The 22,399-nt window shown below is 68.2% G+C and carries 18 protein-coding genes; 12 read left to right on the forward strand and 6 right to left on the reverse strand.

Going from position 1 to position 22,399, the window contains the following annotated elements; genetic code table 11:
- The first annotated feature begins 273 nt into the window (after window positions 1–273).
- The gene (locus CHC08_RS38115) at window positions 274–993 is read left to right on the forward strand and encodes an alpha/beta fold hydrolase (RefSeq protein WP_089212250.1); all 720 of its coding nucleotides are present in this window, start codon (window positions 274–276) and stop codon (window positions 991–993) included.
- Window positions 990–1,436 (forward strand): STAS domain-containing protein, encoded by a 447-nt coding sequence (locus CHC08_RS38120; RefSeq protein ID WP_089212251.1) that lies wholly within the window; start codon window positions 990–992, stop codon window positions 1,434–1,436. Before CHC08_RS38115 ends, CHC08_RS38120 begins: the two co-directional genes overlap by 4 nt.
- Window positions 1,437–1,738: 302 nt before the next feature.
- On the opposite strand, the gene CHC08_RS38125 is transcribed toward CHC08_RS38120, so the two are convergent.
- Window positions 1,739–2,563 (reverse strand): sigma factor, encoded by an 825-nt coding sequence (locus tag CHC08_RS38125; protein WP_089212252.1) that lies wholly within the window; start codon window positions 2,561–2,563, stop codon window positions 1,739–1,741.
- 749 nt (window positions 2,564–3,312) lie between these two features.
- Here CHC08_RS38125 and CHC08_RS38130 point away from each other — a divergent pair.
- The 4 genes from CHC08_RS38130 (at window position 3,313) to CHC08_RS38145 (ending at window position 7,031) form a co-directional block, all read left to right on the forward strand.
- Entirely contained in the window at window positions 3,313–4,131 is an 819-nt protein-coding gene (locus CHC08_RS38130) for an alpha/beta fold hydrolase (protein ID WP_089212253.1), read from the forward strand.
- A gap of 92 nt (window positions 4,132–4,223) precedes the next feature.
- Window positions 4,224–4,556 carry a WhiB family transcriptional regulator gene (locus CHC08_RS38135; RefSeq protein WP_089212270.1) on the forward strand — a complete coding sequence of 111 codons (333 nt, stop codon included), beginning with the start codon at window positions 4,224–4,226 and terminating at the stop codon, window positions 4,554–4,556.
- A gap of 273 nt (window positions 4,557–4,829) precedes the next feature.
- Window positions 4,830–5,627 (forward strand): alpha/beta fold hydrolase, encoded by a 798-nt coding sequence (locus CHC08_RS38140; RefSeq protein WP_089212254.1) that lies wholly within the window; start codon window positions 4,830–4,832, stop codon window positions 5,625–5,627.
- Window positions 5,628–6,635: 1,008 nt separating this feature from the next.
- Window positions 6,636–7,031 (forward strand): hypothetical protein, encoded by a 396-nt coding sequence (locus CHC08_RS38145; RefSeq protein WP_089212255.1) that lies wholly within the window; start codon window positions 6,636–6,638, stop codon window positions 7,029–7,031.
- 216 nt (window positions 7,032–7,247) lie between these two features.
- Here CHC08_RS38145 and CHC08_RS38150 read toward each other — a convergent pair whose 3' ends face one another.
- The gene (locus tag CHC08_RS38150) at window positions 7,248–8,111 is read right to left on the reverse strand and encodes a helix-turn-helix domain-containing protein (protein ID WP_089212256.1); all 864 of its coding nucleotides are present in this window, start codon (window positions 8,109–8,111) and stop codon (window positions 7,248–7,250) included.
- Window positions 8,112–8,254: 143 nt separating this feature from the next.
- Between CHC08_RS38150 and CHC08_RS38155 the strand changes: the two genes are divergently transcribed.
- From CHC08_RS38155 to ctaD, 4 genes are all read left to right on the forward strand, one after another.
- A complete protein-coding gene (locus CHC08_RS38155) occupies window positions 8,255–8,821 on the forward strand; it encodes an NADPH-dependent FMN reductase (protein ID WP_245878816.1) in 567 nt (188 codons plus the stop codon).
- 150 nt (window positions 8,822–8,971) lie between these two features.
- Window positions 8,972–9,949, forward strand: coding sequence for an aldo/keto reductase (locus CHC08_RS38160; protein WP_089212258.1), 978 nt, complete (start codon window positions 8,972–8,974; stop codon window positions 9,947–9,949).
- Window positions 9,950–10,184: 235 nt separating this feature from the next.
- Window positions 10,185–11,015, forward strand: coding sequence for an MBL fold metallo-hydrolase (locus CHC08_RS38165; protein WP_089212259.1), 831 nt, complete (start codon window positions 10,185–10,187; stop codon window positions 11,013–11,015).
- A 341-nt stretch (window positions 11,016–11,356) separates the two neighbouring features.
- Window positions 11,357–13,060, forward strand: coding sequence for an aa3-type cytochrome oxidase subunit I (gene ctaD / locus CHC08_RS38170; protein WP_179282449.1), 1,704 nt, complete (start codon window positions 11,357–11,359; stop codon window positions 13,058–13,060).
- Window positions 13,061–13,226: 166 nt separating this feature from the next.
- On the opposite strand, the gene mshB is transcribed toward ctaD, so the two are convergent.
- Window positions 13,227–14,078 (reverse strand): N-acetyl-1-D-myo-inositol-2-amino-2-deoxy-alpha-D-glucopyranoside deacetylase, encoded by an 852-nt coding sequence (gene mshB / locus CHC08_RS38175; RefSeq protein ID WP_089212260.1) that lies wholly within the window; start codon window positions 14,076–14,078, stop codon window positions 13,227–13,229.
- Between the two features lie 154 nt (window positions 14,079–14,232).
- A complete protein-coding gene (locus CHC08_RS38180; protein WP_143653513.1) occupies window positions 14,233–14,943 on the reverse strand; it encodes a response regulator transcription factor in 711 nt (236 codons plus the stop codon).
- Window positions 14,944–16,265: 1,322 nt separating this feature from the next.
- Between CHC08_RS38180 and mshA the strand changes: the two genes are divergently transcribed.
- Window positions 16,266–17,540 (forward strand): D-inositol-3-phosphate glycosyltransferase, encoded by a 1,275-nt coding sequence (mshA, locus tag CHC08_RS38185; protein WP_089212262.1) that lies wholly within the window; start codon window positions 16,266–16,268, stop codon window positions 17,538–17,540.
- 129 nt (window positions 17,541–17,669) lie between these two features.
- On the opposite strand, the gene CHC08_RS38190 is transcribed toward mshA, so the two are convergent.
- Both CHC08_RS38190 and CHC08_RS38195 read right to left on the reverse strand, forming a co-directional pair.
- Window positions 17,670–18,404 (reverse strand): tyrosine-protein phosphatase, encoded by a 735-nt coding sequence (locus CHC08_RS38190; protein ID WP_089212263.1) that lies wholly within the window; start codon window positions 18,402–18,404, stop codon window positions 17,670–17,672.
- Between the two features lie 166 nt (window positions 18,405–18,570).
- Window positions 18,571–20,082 carry a condensation domain-containing protein gene (locus CHC08_RS38195; protein WP_089212264.1) on the reverse strand — a complete coding sequence of 504 codons (1,512 nt, stop codon included), beginning with the start codon at window positions 20,080–20,082 and terminating at the stop codon, window positions 18,571–18,573.
- 521 nt (window positions 20,083–20,603) lie between these two features.
- Here CHC08_RS38195 and CHC08_RS38205 point away from each other — a divergent pair.
- Window positions 20,604–22,399: condensation domain-containing protein (locus CHC08_RS38205; RefSeq protein ID WP_143653514.1), on the forward strand; the 1,796-nt coding region annotated here is incomplete at its 3' end.

The following is a 22,399-nucleotide window of genomic DNA, read 5'->3' on the forward strand; positions in this document are numbered from 1 at the left end:
ACGGTCTGCTCGATTCACCTACCGCACGAGCACCGGTGATCATGGGCGCCAGATGAGCGCTGTCACCGTTCGCAGTGACCGCTTCGCCGGACACACCTGGCCGGCGGTGTCACAGATTCGGGTGGCTGCCCGGTCTAAGTGGAGAAACCGATCCGATTCACGGTGGGTTTTCGTGATGCTCAACCCGGTCCGCGACACCCACGTCGCGCGCGCCGCCGTCGCCCGGGCCATCGAGGCCCTCAAAAACGTCTTGAACACCAGAAAGGCACACTCATGAGCGAGCAGCCCGTCATCGTCCTGGTCCACGGCGCCTTCGCCGAATCGGCCAGCTGGAACCGCGTCATCCGGCGCCTGCACGGCAACCGGCTCACCGCCGTCGCGGTGGCGAACCCGCTGCGCAGCGTGGAGGGAGACGCCGCCTACCTGCGCGACGTGATCGCCGGCATCGGCCGTCCGGTCGTCCTGGTCGGCCACTCCTACGGCGGCATGGTGATCACCCAGGCCGCGGCCGGCAATCCGGCCGTCCGCGCCATGGTCTACGTCGCCGCCTTCGCCCCCGAACCCGGCGAGAGCGCGCTGCTGCTGTCCGGCAAGTTCGAAGGCAGCAGCCTCGGGGGCGCGCTGGTCGCCTACCCGGTCGCCTCAGGCGGCAACGAGTTCCGCATCGCCGAGGACAAGTTCCACCACCAGTTCTGCGCCGACCTCGACGCCGACGAGGCCGCGCTGATGGCGGCGACCCAGCGGCCGGTGACCGAGCAGGCTCTGAGCGATGGACTGGCGGCGAGCGAGCCGGGCTGGCGTACCACACCGTCCTGGTTCGTCCACGGCGAGCGCGACCTCAACATTCCGGCCGCGGCGCTGCGGTTCATGGCCGAACGCGCCGGTTCACGAGGCACCCGTGAGATCCCCGGCGCCTCGCACGCGCTCGCGGCGTCCCAGCCCGACGCCGTGACCGCCGCCGTTCTCGACGCCGCCGACCACGGACAGGAGTGAAGCCGCCCCCGGTCAGGAGCGCTTCCCCGGGGCCACGGTCGTCCAATGGGGACCCGCGGTGTCTCTTCCCCCGGGGAGCCTCCACCTCGCCGCTGACGCTGGGGCATCGGCATCTTCCCGGCACGAGCCTGATCGCGGTCGGCGGTGAGGTCGACCTCGCCACCAGCGGCCAACTGGCCGACTACATCGACCGCATCCGCAGGCCCGGCGACCATATGGTCTTCGACCTGACCGAGCTGTCGTTCCTGGACTGCTCGGGCCTGCGAGTCCTGATGTCCAGCGCCCGGCAGGCCGCCGCCGACGACGCGGGCGTACGTCTGGCGGGGGTCCGCGGCACCCCCGCCCGTCTGCTGCAGATCGTCCGGGTTCATGCGCTCCTGCCCGTGTACAACACGGTCGAGCAGGCCCTCGCCACCGTCTTGACCATCGCCCGGACCGGCTGACGCACGGCCACACCGACACCGTCGCCCGGACCGGCTGACGCAGGCCACACCGACACCGTCGCCCGGCCTACGCGCCCGCAGACGGCAGGCCACGACATGACCATCCGCCTGCGGTGTCCTCACCTTTCACACCGGGTCCCGGTGCATACCGTCACGAGTGGCGGCGACCGCGGGCGCCGCTCACGGTGACGCCGATGGAGCTCGCCGGCCACCCGAGGACGCGGCAAACGCCGCGGGGGATCCGAGAACGGGCCGAAGCCCAGCGCTGACAGACGGCGTAGGGGCTCCGGCTCGCTCAGTTCTCATCGGCCGGCTCTCATCGGTTCCGTGGAGATCCGTCGGCGCCGTGACCGGTCAGCGGCCCGGTGACGGAGATTCGAGGCCGAGATCGGCCTCGAATCGCCGTCACCGGATCTGGCGGACACGTCGGCGGCGAGAAGTTCTTCCAGCTCGGCGAGGTCGCCGGTCTGCGCCGCAGCGAGGAACGTCTGCACGAGGCGCCGATGGGCAACGGTGTTCACCGGCCGACGTCGCCCGGTGGCGATGTGTTCGTGGGCGCGCCGTACAAGTTGCCGCGTATGGTCCGCACCCAGGTGAAGAACCTCGGAGATTCGCCGGTAGGGGTAGTCGAATGCCTTGCGGAGGAGGTATGCCGCCCGTTCGGCGGGTGACAGTTTCTCCAGCAGCAGCCGGACCGCCACATCGACCGCGTCATGTCGTTCGGCCGCTGTCTCGGGGCTGCCGTTGTGGTCCACCGTTTCGGGAAGCCAAGGTCCGACGGACGTCTCGCGACGTCTCCGGGCGGACTGGGTGACGTTGAGGGCGAGCCTGGTGGTGGTCATCGCAAGGAACGCGGGCGGACTGACGACGATCGAGCGGTCGGTGCGTTCCCACCGGAGCCACGTCTCCTGCACCACGTCCTCGGCCTCGCCCACGTCGTCGAGAACGCGGCGTGCGATCGCGAAGAGCCGGGGCCGTGTGGTGACGAACACCGAGGCGGCCGCGTCCAACTCGCCGATCAACCGGTCGTCTGCCGCGGAGACCTCCGGACCGGTCCGCGCCGCGTCGTCTCCGGGCGACTCCAACAGGTTCGTGATCACGGTCTCGGCTCCGTTCGCATACGGCATCCGACGATGCCACCGCGATCACGGTCGCCTTTCTGGTCCTTCCATCGCGCCCGTGGGAGTTCGTGGTGGGTGCCGTGGTCCACGGTTGTGGCCGCCCATGTGACGGTGGTGTCGCGACCTGGGGACGAGCGCCGGTGAGACGATCGAGAGCCGTGGCGGTGAGCTGTGCGCCGGGCGCCCGACGCCCGGTTCGGATACAGGAGCGTGCTCTCCAGGCCGGCCAGGACCAGGACCGGGTTCCGGAACATGGGGGAGCCGCTCGGGAAACCGTGCAGCACGATCGTGGGCGCGCTTTTCGGGCCCGCTTCGCGGCAGAGGACGGCCAAGCCGTTGACGTCCTCGGTGAAATGGCGGACGGGAGTAATCGTGGCCTCCAGATGAGAGATCAGCGCCGGTCGGTGAACCCAGCAAACGCCTGGCGGGATCGGCCGACATCACACGGATACGTGACATGCCCCGGTAAGACCTGGCAGGTCTGCCGGTAGCCGGTGCGAAGCGGGAAGACCGCCCGGTCGAACGGGTCCGGTCGCGAGCCGTGAGCCGGCGCTGCGATCTCAAGTCTTCGTGCGATGTCTCATGCCCATGGCCGCTGGAACTGTGGAGTACGCACCGGTTGAGGCAGCCGCCGACGAATCGGCACCCTCACGGATGTGCGCTGGTACGGCCACGGGGGATCGAACCAGCCCACGCCGCGTCGTCCGGCGGCTTCCTCGCCAACCCCGCTTCATTCCGTGTTGAAAGGATTTCTCATGCCTCATCTGCCGTCCGCTTGGCGGAGCGCCACCGTCGCACTCGGCCTGGCCGCCATCACGATGTCCACCGTCCCCGCCATGGCCGACGCCGCCGCGCGCAGCCTGCCCACAGTGGTGCTGGTCCACGGAGCCTGGGCCGACACCAGCAGCTGGGACGGGGTCATCGCCCAGTTGCAGCAACGCGGTTACCCGGTGGTCGCCGCCGCCAATCCGCTGCGCAGTCTGTCGGGAGACGCCGCCTACATCGCGAGCGTCGTCAAGGGCATCCGGGGCAAGGTGATCCTGGTCGGCCACTCCTACGGCGGCGCCGTGATCACCAACGCCGCTCGCGAGGCCGCCAACGTCAAGGCCCTGGTGTACGTGGCGGCGGTCCTGCCGGACAAGGGCGAGAGCACCCAGACGGTACTGGACCCGAAGAAGTACCCGGGCAGCCTGCTCGGCCCGGCCACCCTGGAGGAGCGCCCGTACGCCGACACGGCGGGTAAGGGCGTGGACCTGTACGTCAAGCAGTCCAGTTTCCCCAAGGTCATCGCGGCCGACCTGCCCACCGCCACGGCCCGCCGCATGGGCGCCGCCCAGCGTCCCTTCGCCCTGGCCGCCTACGCCGGTCCCTCGGGCACTCCGGCGTGGAAGAAGATCCCGGCCTGGGACATCGTCACCACCATGGACAAGGCCATCCCGCCTGCCGGGCAGCGGTGGATGGCCAAGCGCGCCAAAGCTCACGTCGTCGAGGTGAGGTCCTCACACGCCATTTCGGTCAGCCACCCGGTCGCCGTCGCCTACACCATCGTCGACGCCGACCGCCATACCCGCTGACACCCCCGCGCAGGACCGGCCCGCCCGTCGCCACGGGCGTGCCGGTCACCCTCACCCCGAACCCGTCGGCATCGAACAGTCAGGTGGCGACCATGAACATCACCCGGCAGCACGACAATCCCGGTGACCCGAGCCCGACCCTGCGCTGGACGGCCCGCGGGGCCTGCCGGGACAGCGACCCCGAGCTGTTCTTCCCGCTCACCTGGGACGGTCAGCCCGCCCAGCACAGCGCCTTGGCCCGGGGAATCTGCCTGGCCTGCCCGGTGCGCCTGCCCTGCCTGACCTGGGCCGTCGAAACCGGCGAACCGGACGGCATGTGGGGCGGCACCACCCCCGCGGAGCGCCGCCGCATCCGCTCCACCCGCGAACGGCAGCCCACGGCGTGGACGCCCGGCCGGATATGCGAAGACGGGGCTGGTCTGTGAGAGATCTGGCCGAGCGGCCACAGACATGACGACAAAATCCATCTCGGGCATTCATGCGATGTCGAGGATCACGCGGATCGGCAGGTTGGGTCATGTCCGCATGAGCGACGCACAAGAAGGAACGGCATGCCCCGCATCAAGGCCGGCGAGGAGAACCCGCCGGGTCAACGTCGCGCTGCTCGACTTCCTCGAACGACCACCCCCTCGTGGCGCCGCTCGGAGGGGGACGGCGCCACACACACCCCCATCACGACAAAGAGAAGGACTCCCGCAATGTCCCGACGCCTGAAGACCGTCTTCGCCGCCGTACTGGTCGCCCTGGCCGGCACACTGGCCGCGCAGCCCGCGAACGCGACCGCCACGCACGGCGCCAAGCCCACCGTCGTCCTCGTTCACGGCGCCTGGGCCGACGCCTCCGGCTGGAACGGAGTCATCGCCCGGCTCACGAGCGATGGTTATCCGGTGCTCGCCCCGGCCAACCCGCTGCGCGGACTGGCCTCCGACGTCGCCTACCTCAACAGCCTGCTCGCCACTGTGGACGGGCCCGTCGTCCTGGTCGGCCACTCGTACGGCGGCTCGGTCGTGACCAACGCCGCGGTCGCCGACCCCGACGTCAAGGCCCTCGTGTACGTCTCGGCCGTCATCCCCGACCAGGGCGAGAGCGTCTTCGACCTGTCCACCAAGTACGCAGGCAGCAAGATCGGCGATAACACGATCAAGACCGTGCCCCTGGCCTCCGGCGACGCCGATGTCTACGTCAAAACCGAGAACTTCGCCGACATCTTCTCCGCCGACCTGCCCCGCTCCACCAGCGCGCTTCTCGCCGCCACCCAGCGGCCGATCACCTACGGCGCGCTGACCGAGCCCTCTGGCACGCCCGCCTGGAAGACCATTCCGTCCTGGGCGCTGATCCCCCGCGACGACCAGGTCATCCCGCTGCAGGCCCAGCGCTTCATGACCGCCCGCGCCAAGTCCCGCACGGTCGAGGTCTCGGGCGCGCACGCCATCCTGATCTCCAAGCCCGGCAAGGTCACCGAGCTCATCGAGACCGCCGCCCGCGCGACCAACTGATCGTTTTTCTGTGGCCGGCTCCCTTTTACGGGGGCCGGCCAATCCGCGTTCACCGACCTCGGCGCCGTCAGCGGGCGAGCCACGGCGGCCGGAAGGCTCCGGATCCACCGGGTGCATCCCAGGTTCCAGAAACGCGGGCGGCAGTTCATGACCGCGCTTCTGAGGAAATCGCAGATCGGGAATGATCGGGAAAGGGACTCCGGAGTCGGGAGCGCACGGAACCTTGCGGGGGGCACCAATGCTCAACCGGAGGAAATTCTGACAACGGCCTGCGGAAACGCGGGCCGTTCGCGTTTCCGGGAACGTCGCCGTTCGTGTGGCGGGGGCGTCGATTCCGTCGGCGGCCGGCGCGAGGCGGGATGAGCGTGAGGGCCGTCCGGGCGGCTCGGAATCTCCCGATCCATATCCGTGTCTCTGCCCGTCGGCGGCTTCCGCGGAGGTTTATTTTTCTTTCTGGCGTTGAATAAGGTTATTGTGGCTGATTTTCAATTGTTGGCCTGGCAGTGCTTTCATCGGCGTTCAACCGTGCGTTTTCAGGTACGGTATTCCCGTCCTGCTGTGAGGGCGACAGGTCCTGGTCGGTGACCTGCCGTGGCCTCATTCGCCTCGCACCCGTGGTGCCCTTCCATCCGGTGCCGCCGCAGGACGTCGCCGCGCCGGGCAATCTGGAAAAAAGGGACTAAACGGGTTAAATCCACCCGTCGTCTTCCTTCTCGTATCCACACATCCTTCCTTTCTTGCCTTCCATTCTGACGCCGCCCCTCGCCGCACGGCCCATGCGACAAATCCGACATTAAATATATTTCACAGCAAAACAGCCAATAAGGGTCCAACAACCTCAATAAAGAGATAAGGAGACAGCAAAAGCTGTCGACCTCCGTTTGTCACATGACTTCAGAGGAAACTACGACAAGCAGGGACGATCCATCAGTGGTCATCTCCAGCAATTTCCAAGGAAATCTGGAAAATGTCGAAATCGGGGCAACTGATCCTCAGGGAGAAAATGCAATGCCCAACGTCAAAAGTGTCATCGCAGGGCTCGCGCTGAGCACGGCCCTTGCCGGCGGAGTCGTGAGCCTGGGCGCCGCGACCACCGCCGCCAACGCCGGCACCGCCGGTGCCACCGCAGGTGCGAGCGTCATCAACTGCGGCGGCGGCGGCGGCTGGCGCCGCGGTTGCTGCCACCGCAGCTGCTGCCGCAGCCACCACGACTTCTATGAGCGCCGCAACCACCGGAGGTTCCACCTCAACGTGAACCTCAACAACAACAACGTCAACGGTGCACGCGACGACGTCAACAACACCAACAACAACAACAACGTCTCGGCCGACGGGGACGGAGGCCACGAAGACGGTGGTGGCCGCCACCACCACCACGGCGGTGGCTGCGGCGGCGGCTGCTAAGTAAGGATCATTTTCCAGTCCGGACGTGGCATGTGGTCGAAGCACGTTGACCACATGTGACAGGACCCGGAGTTGCGAAGAACTCCGGGTCCGCGACGGAGGGGAAGAGTGCCCGTGTTCGCCCGTGGCCAGGGATCTTCATAAAAATCCCTGGTCACATCGGGGGACACGGGCACTCAGAATGAGGTCCCACATCGGACGGAGAACTTCTCCGGGTCATCCGTTCACCATGCGGAGCGCCCCGGGCCGGCGACCGGTGAGGCGGTCGAGGGCGGTGGACGTGGCCGTGTCGGCGGGGAGATAGACGATCAGCCGCTGATCGTCCGCGGAGGGTAGTTCGAGGGTTTCGTAGGCCAGGCGCAGTTCGCCTGCCTCCGGATGCGTCAGCCGTTCGAATCCCGTGGGTCTGGAGGAACTGGCCGCCGGCTTCATCCGGTCGCTGAAGGGGGCGCCGGCGGTGGCGGTCAGCTCGGCGGTCAGTTCCGCCAGGTGAGGGTCGGCGCCGAAGGATCCGGATCTGAGGGCGGCGATCCGGGCATCGGCGATGCGGTCCCAGTCGGGGTAGGCGATCTTGGCCCGCGGGTCGGTGAAGACGAACCGGACAAGGTTGGGGAACCGGGCGTCCAGGAGGCCGAGGGGGGCGGTCAGCCGCTCGTAGCCGACGGTGAAGGCGAGGACGTCGGTCAGCCGGTTGAGCAGGACGGCGGGGGCGGGCTCCAGCCGGTCGAGCAACGCCTGGACGGTGGGGCGAACCTCGCGGGCCGGAGGCTCGGAGTCGGCTCCCGTACAGGGGAAGGGATAGCCGCTGGACGCCTTGGCGGCGAAGCGCAGGTAGACGCGCTCGTCGTTGGGCAGGCGGAGCGCGTCGGCGAGCGCGTTGAGTATCTGGGGGGACGGGTGGCGGTCGCGCCCCTGCTCAAGCCGGGTGAGGTATTCGACGCTGATCCCGGCGAGCGTGGCCAGCTCGGCCCTTCGCAGGCCGGGGGTGCGGCGTCGCGGACCGGTGGGGAGACCGACGTCGGCAGGGGTGACGGATTCCCGCCGTGCACGGATGAATGCGGCCAGCTCGTTGTCACTCACACCTCCGAATGTAGCGACCGGGGCCGTATGGATCGTGGCCCTGCCGGGGCCAGTCTTGACGCGGTCTCCCTACGCGGCGCCCGGCTCGGCAGATTGAGGGCATGACATCGCATGCAACGACCCGAACCCCTCTCCGTATCGCAGTGATCATCAGCAGTGTCCGCGAAGGCCGGTTCGCGCCGGTCGTCACCGACTGGTTCGTCTCGCGGGCGGAGACGCACGGCGGCTTCGAGATCGACGTGATCGACCTGGCCTCGGTGAACCTGCCCATGGCGCTCCCGTCCCGCGACGGAGCCCCGTCCCCGGAGGCGGCCGCGGCGCTCGAGGCCGTCAGCCCGCGGCTGGAGGTGGCGGACGCCTTCGTGGTGGTGACCCCGGAGTACAACCACAGCTACCCGGCGTCCCTCAAGAACGTGATCGACTGGCACTTCACCCAGTGGCAGGCCAAACCCGTCGCCTTCGTCGCGTACGGCAGCGTCTCCGGTGGTCTTCGCGCGGTCGAGCACCTCCGTCACGTCTTCGCCGAACTGCACGCGGTCGCCATCCGTGACACGGTCAGCTTCCACGGCGCCTGGATCCAGTTCGAGGAGGACGGACGCCCCAAGGACCCGGAGACCGTCAACGCCGCCGCCAAGACCATGCTCGACCAGCTGACCTGGTGGGCCCAGAGCCTTCGTGAGGCCCGCGAGAGGCGCCCGTACCAGGTCTGAAGCCCGCTGCCCGGTGCCTCTGCCACCCGCGGTGTCTCGCCGGTATCGGTGCCGCCGGCGAGCGCTCCGGCGAGGGCTGCTTCCCAAGCTCACGCAGGTATCGGCCAGACTGTGACCTCAGTGCAATTTTCAACTCAGGGGTCATTCATCATGGAACAACGCGAACTCGGCCGGACCGGACGGAACGTCGGGGTCATCGGTCTGGGTGCCTGGCAGCTGGGTGCCGACTGGGGAGACGTGAGCGAGGACGATGCGCTCGCCACGCTGACCGCCGCCGTCGACGCGGGTGTCACCTTCATCGACACCGCGGACGTGTACGGCGACGGCCGTAGCGAGCAGATCGTCGCAAAACTCATCAAGGAGCGCCCGGGACTGACCGTCGCCACGAAGATGGGCAGGCGCGTCGCCCAGGAACCGTCGGCGTACACGCTCGACAACTTCCGGAAGTGGAACGACCGCTCACGCGCCAACCTGGGGGTCGACACCCTCGACCTCGTCCAGCTGCACTGCCCGCCCACGCCCGTCTACTCCACCGACGCGGTGTTCGACGCGCTCGACACCATGGTCGAAGAGGGCCGTCTCGCCGCCTACGGTGTGAGCGTCGAGACCTGTGAGGAGGCCCTTACCGCGATCGCCCGCCCGAACGTGGCCAGCGTGCAGATCATCCTCAACGCCCTCCGGCTCAAGCCGCTCGAGCAGGTGCTTCCCGCCGCGCAGAAGGCCGGGGTCGGCATCATCGCCCGCGTCCCGCTGGCCAGCGGCCTGCTGTCCGGCAAGTACGACGAGCACACCTCCTTCGGGCAGGACGATCATCGTAACTTCAACCGGCACGGCGAGTCCTTCGACGTCGGCGAGACCTTCTCCGGGGTGGAGTACGGCACCGGCCTCCAGGCCGTGCGCAGGCTCCAGCAGTTCGTGCCCGAGGGGATGACCACGGCACAGTTCGCGCTGCGCTGGATCATCGACCAGCCCGGCGTCAGCGTGGTGATCCCCGGAGCGCGCAACGCCGTTCAGGCTCGGGCCAACGCCGCCGCGGCCGAGGCCGCCCCTCTGACGGCGGAGGCCCTGGCCGGAGTGATGGGCGTCTACGACGAGCTCATCCGCCCGCAGGTCCACCACCGCTGGTAGGAAAAGCCGACGATCCGCTGCGGCTCCCGGCGGACATCCCGGTGCCGGCCTGGGGGGTCGGCACCGGGCCCCGGGGGCCTCGTCGCCGTATGAGATCGTGAACGCCTTCTTTTCCGCATTGGCCGGGGTCAGGCCGAATCCGATATCGCCGTCATGAAACCCTGTAAGGAAGGAGGAGCCCGAAAGGGCGACCGGGATTGTCGGGCGGCGGTGCCGTACCGGATGGAGGCCCATTGTGAATGATCTCAACGAATCCGGTGTTTTTTTCATCGGCAATGCCACCATGCTGATCCGCTATCACGGGTTCACTCTGCTCACCGATCCCAACTTTCTCCATCGTGGACAGCGGGCCTATCTCGGCTACGGTCTGAGCTCCCGGCGCCGGACCGACCCGGCGATCGAGATCGACCGGCTGCCACCCCTCGACGCCGTGGTGCTGTCACACATGCACGGTGACCACTGGGACCGGGTGGCGCGCCGCGGCCTGAACAGGACACTGCCGATCATGACCACGGTCCAGGCGGCGCGACGGCTCTGGGCCCAGGGGTTCGGCGCGGCCGTGGGAATGGACACCTGGGAGGACCGGCTGTTCGAGCGGGACGGCCACACGCTGCGGATCACTTCTCTGCCCGGCCGCCACGCGCCGAGGCAGGCACGGGCGCTGCTGCCCCCGGTGATGGGCAGCATGCTGGAGTTCGGCCGCGACGGCGGTCACATCGACCTGCGCCTGTACATATCCGGTGACACGCTGATGGACGGCTCCCTGACCGAGATCCCCGAGCGGTTCCCCGACATCGACCTGGGCATCGTTCACCTGGGAGGCACCAGGCTCCTCGGCCTGCTGATGGTGACCATGGACGGCAGGCAGGGGGCCGAGTGGCTCTCCCTCATCCGGCCCCGGCGCGCCATGCCCGTGCACTACGACGACTACGAGGCGTTCACCTCGCCGTTGGAGGACTTCCGGCGCGAGGTCGAGCGCATCGGCATGTCCGACCGCGTGCACTACGTCGGGCGGGGAGAGACGCACCCGCTGCCCGTACGGCCCGCGAGAGGCGATTCCCGCTGACACGGGGTCCGTTGGAGCGGCAGCACCGAGAGACGGCATCGAGCGACGGATTTACTTCAACTCCCGCTGACACGGGGCGCATTGGAGTGAAAGAGCCAAGAGACGGCATTGAGCGACGGCCTTATTTCAACGGTTCGCCATAAATGATTTTCGCGGAAATGGCCGAGTTAATGAGCGGTGACAACGGGGTACCGCAGTGTCCATCAGCAAAAGCATGCTGACGTGGCTGTTTTCCCACGGTTGGAGGCCACAGTGGATTCGTGTCGCAACGTATGTGCGCGAGTGAGCAGGGGGAGTGCCGGAGCCGTTCTCGCCGGGGTACGGCTCGTGAGCGAGGTGCCATGACGACATTCGAGCGGTCTCGTGAGGAGCCGCTGACCTCTCCGCTGGCGCCGCTGACGAGCGGCAAGGGCAGGATCCTGGCGTCGTGGTTGACGAGCACCGACCACAAGGTGATCGGATACCTCTATCTGATCACGTCGTTCGGGTTCTTCCTGATCGCCGGCCTCATGGCCATGATCATTCGAGCGGAGCTCCTGCAGCCCGGGATGCAGATCGTCACCCATGAGCAGTACAACCAGCTGTTCACCATGCACGGCACGCTCATGCTGTTGTTGTTCGCCACGCCGCTGTTCGCCGGCTTCACCAATGTGATCATGCCGCTGCAGATCGGGGCGCCTGACGTGGCGTTTCCCCGGCTCAACATGGTGAGTTACTGGCTATTCCTGTTCGGCGGCCTCATCGCCCTCACCGGGTTCGCGACCAACGGCGGCGCCGCCGACTTCGGCTGGACGGGATACACCCCGCTGTCCACCTCCACCTTTTCCCCACAGCTCGGCGGTGATCTGTGGTGCATGGGTTTGGTGCTGTCCGGACTCGGCACGATCCTCGGTTCGGTCAACTTCATCACCACGATCATCTGCATGCGGGCCCCCGGCATGACCATGTTCCGCATGCCGATCTTCACCTGGAACGTGCTGCTGACCGGCGTCCTGGTGCTGATGGCCTTCCCGGTGCTCGCCGCCGCGCTGCTCGCGCTGGAGGCCGACCGCAGGTTCGGCGCGCGCATCTTCGAGCCGCAGAGCGGGGGGCCACTGCTGTGGCAGCACCTGTTCTGGTTCTTCGGCCATCCCGAGGTCTATGTCATCGCGCTGCCGTTTTTCGGGATCATCACCGAGGTGATCCCCGTCTTCAGCCGCAAGCCGATCTTCGGCTACATCGGCCTGGTCGGCGCGACCATCGCGATATCGGGCCTGTCGATGACCGTGTGGGCGCACCACATGTTCGCCACCGGGCGGGTGTTGCTGCCGTTCTTCTCCTTCATGTCGTTCCTGATCGCGATCCCGACCGGGGTGAAGTTCTTCAACTGGACCGGCACAATGTGGCGAGGACACCTGTCCTTCAAGACGCCGATGATGTTCGCCATCGGGTTCCTGGTCACCTTCCTGTTCGGTGGTCTGACCGGCGTCATCCTGGCCTCGCCGCCGCTGGACTTCCACGTCCACGACTCCTACTTCGTGGTGGCCCACTTCCACTACGTGGTCTTCGGCACCGTGGTGTTCGCGATGTTCGCCGGCTTCTACTTCTGGTGGCCCAAGATGACCGGCAAGATGCTGAACGACCGCCTGGGCAAGTGGCATTTCTGGACGCTGTTCATCGGCTTCCACACCACCTTCCTGATCCATCACCTGCTCGGAGCCATGGGCATGCCACGCCGCTACGCCGACTACAGCCCGCTCGACGGCTTCACCGAGCTCAACGTGATCTCCTCGGCGGGCGCGTTCCTGCTCGGCGCCTCCACGCTGCCGTTCCTGTACAACATCTGGCGCACCGCGCGTTACGCCCCGCGCGTGACGGTGGACGACCCGTGGGGTTACGGCAACTCGCTGGAGTGGGCCACCTCCTGCCCGCCGCCCCGGCACAACTTCACCTTCCTGCCGACCATCCGCTCCGAGAGGCCCGCCTTCGACCTGCACTACCCGAGGGTGGCGGCGCAGGCCCAGCCGCGACAGCTCGACCCGGCCGAGCCCGGCGAGTCGATCTGACCTCGGCGGCCTGCCCCGACCTCGCCCGGCGCGGGGATCGGACCTCGCCGGGCTCGGCCCGGCGAGGAGGTCTGGTCGCGTACGGGCCGCTTCATGACTCACGGGCCCTTTACCGCCCGGGACCCGGGCCGAGGGCGGTACGGGATCGCTCCAGGGCCCGCGCGGCCTAGCCGAAGAGGTCGGTCTCGCGGCCGTCCTGGTCGAGTTTGCCGGGCTCTCCCGCGAGCAGGGTGTAGTACTCCACGCCCAGCGCGGGCTGTCCCACGTTGTTGGACAGGGCGAAGAACGAGCCTTCCACGCTGAGCTGCGTGCGGTGCGCGCGGAGCGCGGCGAGCTTGGCATCCAGATGTTCGGTCGCGTCGATCTGCGTGGTCACCTGCTCGTCGGGGATCCCGAAGCCGAAGTCCTCGGCGGATCTCACCCGGTCGAACGGCCCCGTGCCCGCCGCCCGCTTCAGCTCGGACACCGGCATCGCGGTGACGTAGAAGCGGGAGGGCTGCCACGGTTCGCCCGTGCCGTACGACGGGTCGCCGGCCTTCTCGAACGCTCGCCATGCCACCCGGTGGGCCTGGATGTGGTCGGGATGGCCGTAGTAGCCGTTGTCGTCGTAGGTGACGATGACCTGGGGCCGCACCTCCCTGACGATGCCGACCAGCTCGGCCGCCGCCTCGTCGAGGTCGGCACGGAAGAAGCACGCCGGGTTGTCGTTGGTGGGCACGCCCATCATGCCGGAGTCGCGCCAGCGTCCGGCCCCGCCGAGGAAGCGGTGATCGTCCACGCCGAGGGCGGCGCAGGCCCGTGCCAGCTCGCCCTCGCGGTACGGGCCCAGCCGGTTCTCGCGGGCGGAGGCGAGATGCCAGGAGTCGGCGGGGATCACGTCGCCCTCCTCGCCGAGGGTGCAGGTGACCAGGCAGACGTGTGCGCCCTCAGCCGCGTACTTCGCCATCGTCGCACCGGTTCCGATCGACTCGTCGTCGGGATGGGCGTGTACGAAGAGAATGCGTTGGTCGCGCGGCATGGCTGATTTCCCCTTGTCCTTTCGGCTGCTGTCGCATTGCCTGCTTCCCGACGGACGGCCGTCGTCACCTGCCAACGGTCGCCTTCCCGTCGAAGGGCATATCAGGCACACATGTCCTTCGTGTCATGACGGCCGCGTGTTACCGCGAGGAAATTCACCTAGCGTCGACGTATCCGGTCGTGGCGGCCCGAATTCCGGCCTGGAACCGGCTTACCGCACTGAGATTCTGGAGCAGCGCGCCGATGTGGCGGCGGCACGTGCGCACGGACATTCCCAGCCTGCGGGCGACGGCCTCGTCCGTGAACCCCTGGGCCAGCAGATTGACGATTGCATGATGTATTTCGTCCGTGGCGCCCTGGTAACCCATATCGGAGGCGGAGTAAGGCGTCGCCGAATTCCACAGGTGCTCGAAGATCTCGGCCAGGAATCCGACGACGGCGATATCGCGGGCGGCGACGGCGCTCGACGCCGGTCCGGACTCGCTCGGGTTGGACATGAACGCGATCGCACCATCGAAGATCACAAGGTGGTTCGGAAGCTGGGGCGTCGTGCGCACGCTGGCGCCGGCGGCGATGAGCTTCTTGATGTGTCCCCTGGTGGGAAGGTCGGCGCGGGCACTGTGCTGGTAGAGCATTCGCATGCTCACACCCCGTTCCAGCATGGCCAGATTGCGCGCCAGCGTGTCGTCCAGGGAGGCGGTCCAGTAGGGGATGCTGGGCTCGATGCTCAGCACCTCGCGGTGGCACGCCTCCGCGGCCATGTGCAGCGATCCGCGCACGGCGGCCTCGTCGGGCAGCGCCTCTATGGAGCTGGATGGTTTCTTACTGCGTTGCGCCTCGTCGTATCCGTGCATGAGGGAATGCATCTGCGTACGAATTCCAGTGATCAGATCGCGACGGTGATGAATCTCCGTCTCCATCGGAGATATCAGCGAAGCCGCCGCGATCTCCGGATTCACCGGTACGAGGTTCGAGAGATGCCCGGGCTCCGGGCGGAGCAGATGGAGTTGTGTCAGCTGGTCTATGGCGTCCTTGACGATGCAGGGGTCCAGCTCAAGTTCTTTGGCGACGTCGTAGGCCGTTCCGATATGGCCCTTGTGGAGTGCCTCAAAGTAAACCGAGGCCACGTCTTCGTCGAGTGCGCGTGGATGTTCCGGTTGCAAATGAGAGAGGTACATCTCTATCCCCGTCGTTCACCGAACATGCGGTAAGCAATCGTTCTCCCACCGTTTCCCCGGGGGGCCGGCCAGGAGGAACGACCTGCAGGTTCCACGTGGAGTGAATATTTTCCGATCGGCTCGCGTCACGGTGTCGGCCGGTGTGCGGGCAGGCCGATCGGACGGAGGATCGAGGTCGAGAGGGATGTACGGCCCCGGCCTTGAGCGCGCCCGGCGGAGGGACGCCTGGTTCCAGGCAGCGTTCGGCGGATGCTGCCACCGGTGCGGCCGGGGCCCGCCTGGAGATGAGCGACTCGCTTGGCAGGCGAAGCCGTAGCCACGCCTCCAGAGACGAAACCTGTACATCCGACAACCCACCCGCAAGCCTTCACCCCCTTGCAGCTCTTCTTGCCAGAGTGTGCCAGAAAATTGCACAACATTGCTAGATAGTTGTGATGAACCGTCTGGTCCGTCTTCTCCCGCCCGTCACACCCGGCATCGCGATCCGGCGGGCTCCGGCCACCCCCCGAGCGGCCGCCGCCATAACCGCACACCAGGCCGTTGGCATCATGTGATGGCCAATTGTTGCCAGCGTGCAGGGCCTGAAGGCCTGGATCAAGTGGTTGACGTCTCCGTCTTCGAGAGTGTCTGATCATTAACAGTTCGCGGCCGACGAGTCCTGACGGGTCGCGACTACGGCCAATCCACGGGCGGGGCCGGGGGGCGCTTTGCTGGATTCCACATCAGAAGTACGGCGAGTTCACCATGTGCGGCCGCCGTACTTCGTCAGGCTCCTCCTCCGGCCGTGAAAGCGGCGCGGTCTCCTGCGGGAGTGAGAGCGGGCACGGCTCACGACCCCTCGCGGGAGTGAGCGCAGACATGGCTCACGATCCCTCGCGGAGGTGAGAGCAGACATGGCTCACGCCGTGCCGTTCCTGAACTCCGTACCGGGGCCGAGGTCCCGTTACCGAAGATCCCCAGCCCTGGCCGGGCGACGACGCGCCGCCAGGCGAGTGCTCAAGCGGAGGTGAATGCCCGTGCCGCGACGCCTTCCCCAGAGGATCGCGACCGTCAGCGTCCTTACTTCTCCATTCGCCCAGCCGGGTGGGGGCGACGCCGGAGGGCTCAACGTCTACATCGTCGAGGTCGCCCGGCGGATGGCCGCGCTGGACGTCGAGGTGGAGATCTTCACCCGCGCGATCTCTCCCGACATCCCGCCGCTGGCCGAGCTCGTCCCCGGCGTGCTGGTCCGGCACGTGGCCGCCGGGCCCCCGAAGGAACTCGACAAGAACGATCTGCCGGCCACCCTGGCCCAGTTCACCTCCGAGATGCTGCGTACCGGGGCCGCCCGCGAGACGGGCGGGTACGACCTCATCCACGCCCACCACTGGCTGGCGGGGCGGGTGGGATCGGTCGCCAAGCAGCGCTGGAACGTCCCACTCGTACAGTCCATGCACTCGCTCGGCGCGGTCAAGAACGCGGCGAGGGCGCCGGGCGACGAGCAGGAACCCGCCAGCCGCATCGCGGGGGAGACCGCGGTGGTGGCCGCGGCCGATCGGCTCGTCGCCAACACCGTGCAGGAGGCGAACCAGCTGATCGCGCTCTACGGAGCCGATCCGGCGAGGGTGCGGACCGTCAATCCCGGTGTCGACCTGTCCCTCTTCCGCCCCGGCTCGCAGCCGGAGGCGCGGCGTAGCCTGGGCCTGCCCATGGACGCCGTCGTCCTGCTGTTCGCCGGGCGGGTCCAGCCGCTGAAGGCGCCCGACGTGCTGCTGCGCGCCGCCGCCGAGATGATCCAGCACAATCCCGGCCTCGCCCGGCGGCTCGTCGTGGCGATCGTCGGCGGGCCCAGCGGGGCCGGGCTGACAGACCCGGATCATCTGGGCAAGCTCGCCGCCGCGCTGGGGATCGCCGGTCAGGTGAGGCTGGAGCCGCCCTGCCCCCAGCCGGAGCTCGCCGACTGGTACCGCGCGGCGACCGCGGTCGTGGTGCCTTCCCACGCGGAGACGTTCGGTCTCGTGGCGGTGGAGGCCCAGGCGTGCGGCACGCCCGTGGTGGCCGCGGCCGTCGGCGGTCTGCGTACGGCGGTGCGGGACGGGATCTCCGGGGTGCTCGTGGACGGGCACGACCCGGCCCGGTACGCGCGGGTGCTCGGCGACCTCGTCTCGGCGCCACGGCACCTGCGAATGCTTCAGAAGGGCGCGATCGCCCACGCCTCCCGGTTCGGCTGGGAACAGGCCGTCGACGAGCTGATGACGGTGTACGGCGAGGCCATGGACGGAATCCTGACGACCGTGGACGCGTGAAGGGGACGGGGTCCTGAGAACCGTGGACGCGTGAAGGTGGACGGGTCCTGAGAACGGTGAACGTGTGAAGGCTGACGGGCGAGGACAGCGGACCCGTGAAGGGACCGGGCGGCTGAGGCGGCGGGAGCTTCAGCCCGCGGGGCTCACGGATCCGAGGATCAGGGTGCGTACGGCGGCCAGATCGGCGTCGCTGACACCGCCCGCGCGGAGATAGGCCTCGGCGTCGAGGGACTCCACCGTGGAGAGGATGATCTCGCGGGCGGAGGTGTTCGCACGGTCGAGCAGCGCCTGGATGCGAGGGGCCTCGTCGGGCTCGCCCAGCTTGGCGTAGAGCGGTCGCAGGCGGACGGTGCTCAGCTCGTAGTCGGAGGCGATGTCGCCGGGGGCGACCCCCGCGAGCATGAGCAGCAGCAGGGTGATGAGCCCGGTGCGGTCGCGACCCGCGACGCAGTGCAGGAGAACGCCGCCGGGCTCGGCCCGGGCGATCGCGGTGACGGCCGCGGCGCAGCGCTCCGCCTTCCGCTCCAGGAACGGCCGGTAGTACAGGGGCGTGCCGTACACGCCTTCGCCCAGCCCGTTCCAGAACTCGGTGTCGGCGCGGTCGTCCAGGGGCACGCGCACGATGGTGAGCCCCGCCGGGCGGTCGTCCACCGCTGGGAGGTGCTCGCCGTCGTTGCGCAGGTCGACGATCGTACGGATGCCGTAGCCGGCGAGCGCCGCCCAGCCGGCCGGGGTGAGGCGGTGGGGGGTGTCGGAACGGACGACGGCGCCCCAGCGGGTCTCGCGGTCGTCGGCGGTGCGCATGCCGCCCAGGTCACGGACGTTGTAGCAGCCGTCCCAGTCGAGGTGCCGGTCGCGGGTCATCCGATCGCCCCGGCGAGAGGCCCCTGGTCTTCCGTGAACCGGATGAGATGGTCTTCCGCGAAGTCGATGAGAAGCCCTCGGTTTTCCATGAGATCGCCCCCGGTCCGGTTCTCACGCCGGCACCCCGCGCCGCGTGGTCGTTCTCGTGCGGCCCTGGTACCCCGCACTACGCGATCGTCCCCGCCTGGCCGAACACCGGCGCGTCCAGGGCATATTCCGAAGCCGCCCAGACCATCAGATCCTCGATGTGCAGGAGCATGCTCTCGGCCGTCTCTCCCCAGCCGGTCGCGTCACCCCACTGGAGGCTGAGAACGGCGCCCGCGCGGCGATGGAGCACCGTCAGCATGTATCTGGCGCCCAGCGGACGGGGCGGGGTGAAGGTGACGGTCCTGTCGTCCGCGGTCACGTCGCCGGGGAAACCGTCCTTCTCCGCCGGCCACACCGGGTTGAAGTCGTTCGTGACCGAGTCGTCCATGTAACTGAACCGCGGATAGGCGACCCCGGTCTTGTAGAGATCCTCAAGGATCTCCTCGCACATCCGCTCGGTGGCGTACGGGTCGGCGTTGGCGAACCGGTGGCCGTACAGCTGCTGGGCGGCGCAGTCCGCGAGGGCCCGGCGGTAGGAATCCGCCGCGTCCCCCCTCGCCGGCGCCGGGACGAGCACCGGCATCGTCATGGTCGCCTTCCGCACCGAGCGTCTCGCACCGGCGGAGAACCTGTTCGCCGAGATCGCGAACAGACCGGCCTGCGGCGACCGTTCCACCGCGCAGACGGCGGTGCCGAAGGCGAGGAGGAAGGCGGCGGAGGGGGACACTCCCGTCGCCCGCGCTATCGCCCCGGCGGCCTGCCCGGCCCGGCGGGAGACCAGCCAGCAGGAGCGGAACGCCCCCTGCTCCGAGGTGGGCGGGGGAGGAGTGTGGCCGTCGAGTGCCTTCCCGAAACGGAACGCTCCCTGCTCCGAGGGGGACCTCGGGCGGGCGGACGGTCCGCTGCGAGGGGTGTGGCCGTCGAGCGCCTTCCTGAAGCCGAGCAATCGCTGCTCCCAGTACCCCAGGGCCCGCCGCTGGTAGACCAGCCCGGCCGGGGAGGTCTCCGACAGTGCGACGTCGATCGGCTGCTCGGCGCCTTCGACGCGGCCGGTGCGTTCGGCGCCGAACGGCTCGCGGCCCACGGCGCGCGACCTGATCGCGCGGGTCAGGTCGTCGCAGAGGACCCGCATCCCCCAGGGGTCGATCGCGACGTGGTCGACGACGATGTCGATCCGGCGCGCGAGCCCGCCCGTCGCGTACAGGACGACCTTGATGGGCCACTCGGCGCCGATCCGGAAGCACGTGCGCCGCCAGGGCGTGTCGAACCGCCGCCGGCCCGCCACATCCTCGTCCGTCACCTGGATCACGTCGTCCAGCCGTTCGTCGACCGGGCAGACGTACTGGCGGCTGCCCTCCTGGCCGGCGCGGTGGACCAGCGAGCGCAGTCCCTCGTGCCTGACGAGGACGTCTCGCACCGCCGTGACGACATGGTCGACGGGTACGTCGCGTCCCGGTATCACGGCGCAGATGTTGTCCTCGAAGGAGGTGTCCGTGTCGGTGGGAACCCAGTGGACCCACTCCTGCTGGGCCCAGGTGAGCCTTCCGCTCCGTATCACCGATGAACTCGGTGACCATTCGGATTCGGTCATCAGAAGCCCCCGCCTTCGATTATCGACATTCTCCCTCGGCGGTCGGAATTCGAAATGGCGAATGGGAGGGAGAAACCGTCATGGTCGGCCTTCTGGCTCGTGCCCGGTGGAATTCCGGGAATTCACGGGATTCCCCAGGAGTGAGCGCCGGCCAATAGTGATCACACACGCTCCGGGGCGGCGCGGTCAAGCTCCCGGGCCCTGTCTTCGCGTCCCGAACGCTGGCAACAAGTGGCAGACCACATGATGTCAGTGGCATTCCGGGAGGTTGTTCGCGACTCCCTGCGATGTCAGGAACGGTCCATCCAGGTCATCGGCATATAAGCCATGAATATTGACTGCTTGTGGGTATATGTAGGCATCTGCCATTATTTCGTGGTGATTATGATGGATCGCCTTGCGGGGGGCGCGGCCTGTCGGCGGGATTTTGTCATGAGGACGGTTCCGCGACTCCCCTTATCTGCCGGTCCGGCCTTCGAAGGGTTTGTCGCGGCGGCCTCCGAGATCTCGGAGCCCTAGGAATGGAGACTCCCACGCAAGGCGACATCACCCCCAGGCCCGGTGGGATCCGCGAGCTGCCGCTCTCGTTCGGCCAGGAGCGCATGTGGTTCCTCGACCAGCTTGAGCAGGCCGGCGGCGCCGCGGCCCACAACATCTTCATCGCCGAGCGGCTCCGCGGAACGCTCGACGCCGGAGCGCTGGAACGGGCGCTCGCGGAGATCGTGGCCCGGCACGAGGTGCTGCGGACCCGGTTCCCGAGCAGGGACGGGGCACCGGTCCAGGTCGTTGACGAGGTGGGCCGAGGGGCGGCCCCGTTGAACTTCGAGTCCCTGGACCTGACAGATCTTCCCGAGTCCGAGCGCGAGGCAGAGGTCCTGCGGCTCGTCCGGGAGCGGATCGAGCGGCGGTTCGACCTGGCGGGCGGACCGCCGCTCCGGACGGGCCTGCTGCGCCTGTCCGAGCGGGAACACGTGCTGTACGCGGTGTTCCATCACATCGCCGTGGACGGCTGGTCGGTGGGAGTGTTCCTGCACGAGCTGGCCTCGCTGTACGAGGCGTTCCTGGGCGGCGGCCGGCCGCCGCTGGCGCCGCCGCCGATCCAGTACGCCGACTTCGCGCTGTGGCAGAGGGAACGCGTCGAGGGACTGGCCGGCGAGCGGCTCGGACAGGTCGAGGGACCGGCTGGCGAGCGGTCCGGACGGGTCGAGGAGCCGACCGGTGAGCGGCCCGGACGGGTCCTCGGCCCGACAGGCGAGAGGCCCGGACGTCTCGAAGGGCAGGCGGCCAGGCAGCTCGACTACTGGCGGCGGCGACTGGCCGACCCGCCGACGCTCGAACTCCCGACGGACCGGCCGCGTCCCCCCGTCAGGACCACCGTCGGCGGCTGCGCCACGCTCCGGCTTCCCCAGCCGCTGAGCGACAGGATCGACGAGCTCGCCCGGCGCACGCGCTGCACCCCCTTCATGGTGCTGCTCACCGTCTATCTGGTCCTGCTGTCGCGCTACTCCGGTCAGAAGGACATCTGCGTCGGAACACCGGTCGCGGGGCGGGACCGGGACGAACTGGAGTCGCTCATCGGGCTCTTCCTCAACACGCTCGTGATCCGCGGGGACCTGTCGGGCGATCCGACCTTCCAGGAGATGCTCGTCCGCGTCCGTACGGCGGCCCTGAAGGCGTACTCCAACGGCGGCCTCCCCTTCGACCGCCTGGTGAGCGAGCTCAACGTCCCGAGAGACCTCAGCCGCACCCCGCTCTTCCAGGCTCAGCTCGTCCTTCACGACTACCGCGGCACCACCCTGGTCCTGCCCGGCGTCACCGCCGAGTTTCTCGACCTGGGCATACGGCCGGCGATGTTCGACCTGTCGCTGGAGTTCGGGCGGCAGGACGACGGCCTCGACCTCTTCCTGATCTACAACGAGGCCCTGTTCGACCAGGCCACGGCCGAGCGCATGGCGGGGCATCTTGAGACCATGCTGGTCCGGGTCGTCGACGACCCGGGTCTTCGGTTGTCGGAGCTTGGTCTGCTGCCGGATGCCGAACGCGAGCGGAGCCTCCACGACTGGAACGACACCGCGGTCCCTCGCCCGGAGGCGACCCTCCACGATCTGGTCGCGGGCGAGGCGGGTGCGGTCGCGGTGATGTGCGGGGGGCGGAGTCTGACCTATGCCGAGTTGGAGGTGGAGGTCAATCGGCTGGCCAATCGGCTGCGCCGTGAGGGGGTACGGCCCGGCGTCCTCGTGGCCCTGTGCGCCTCTCGCTCGTTGGAGATGCTGGTCGGGTTGCTGGCGGTGATGAGGGCGGGGGGCGCGTATCTGCC

Source organism: Streptosporangium subroseum (assembly GCF_900188345.1).
Lineage (GTDB): Bacteria > Actinomycetota > Actinomycetes > Streptosporangiales > Streptosporangiaceae > Streptosporangium > Streptosporangium subroseum.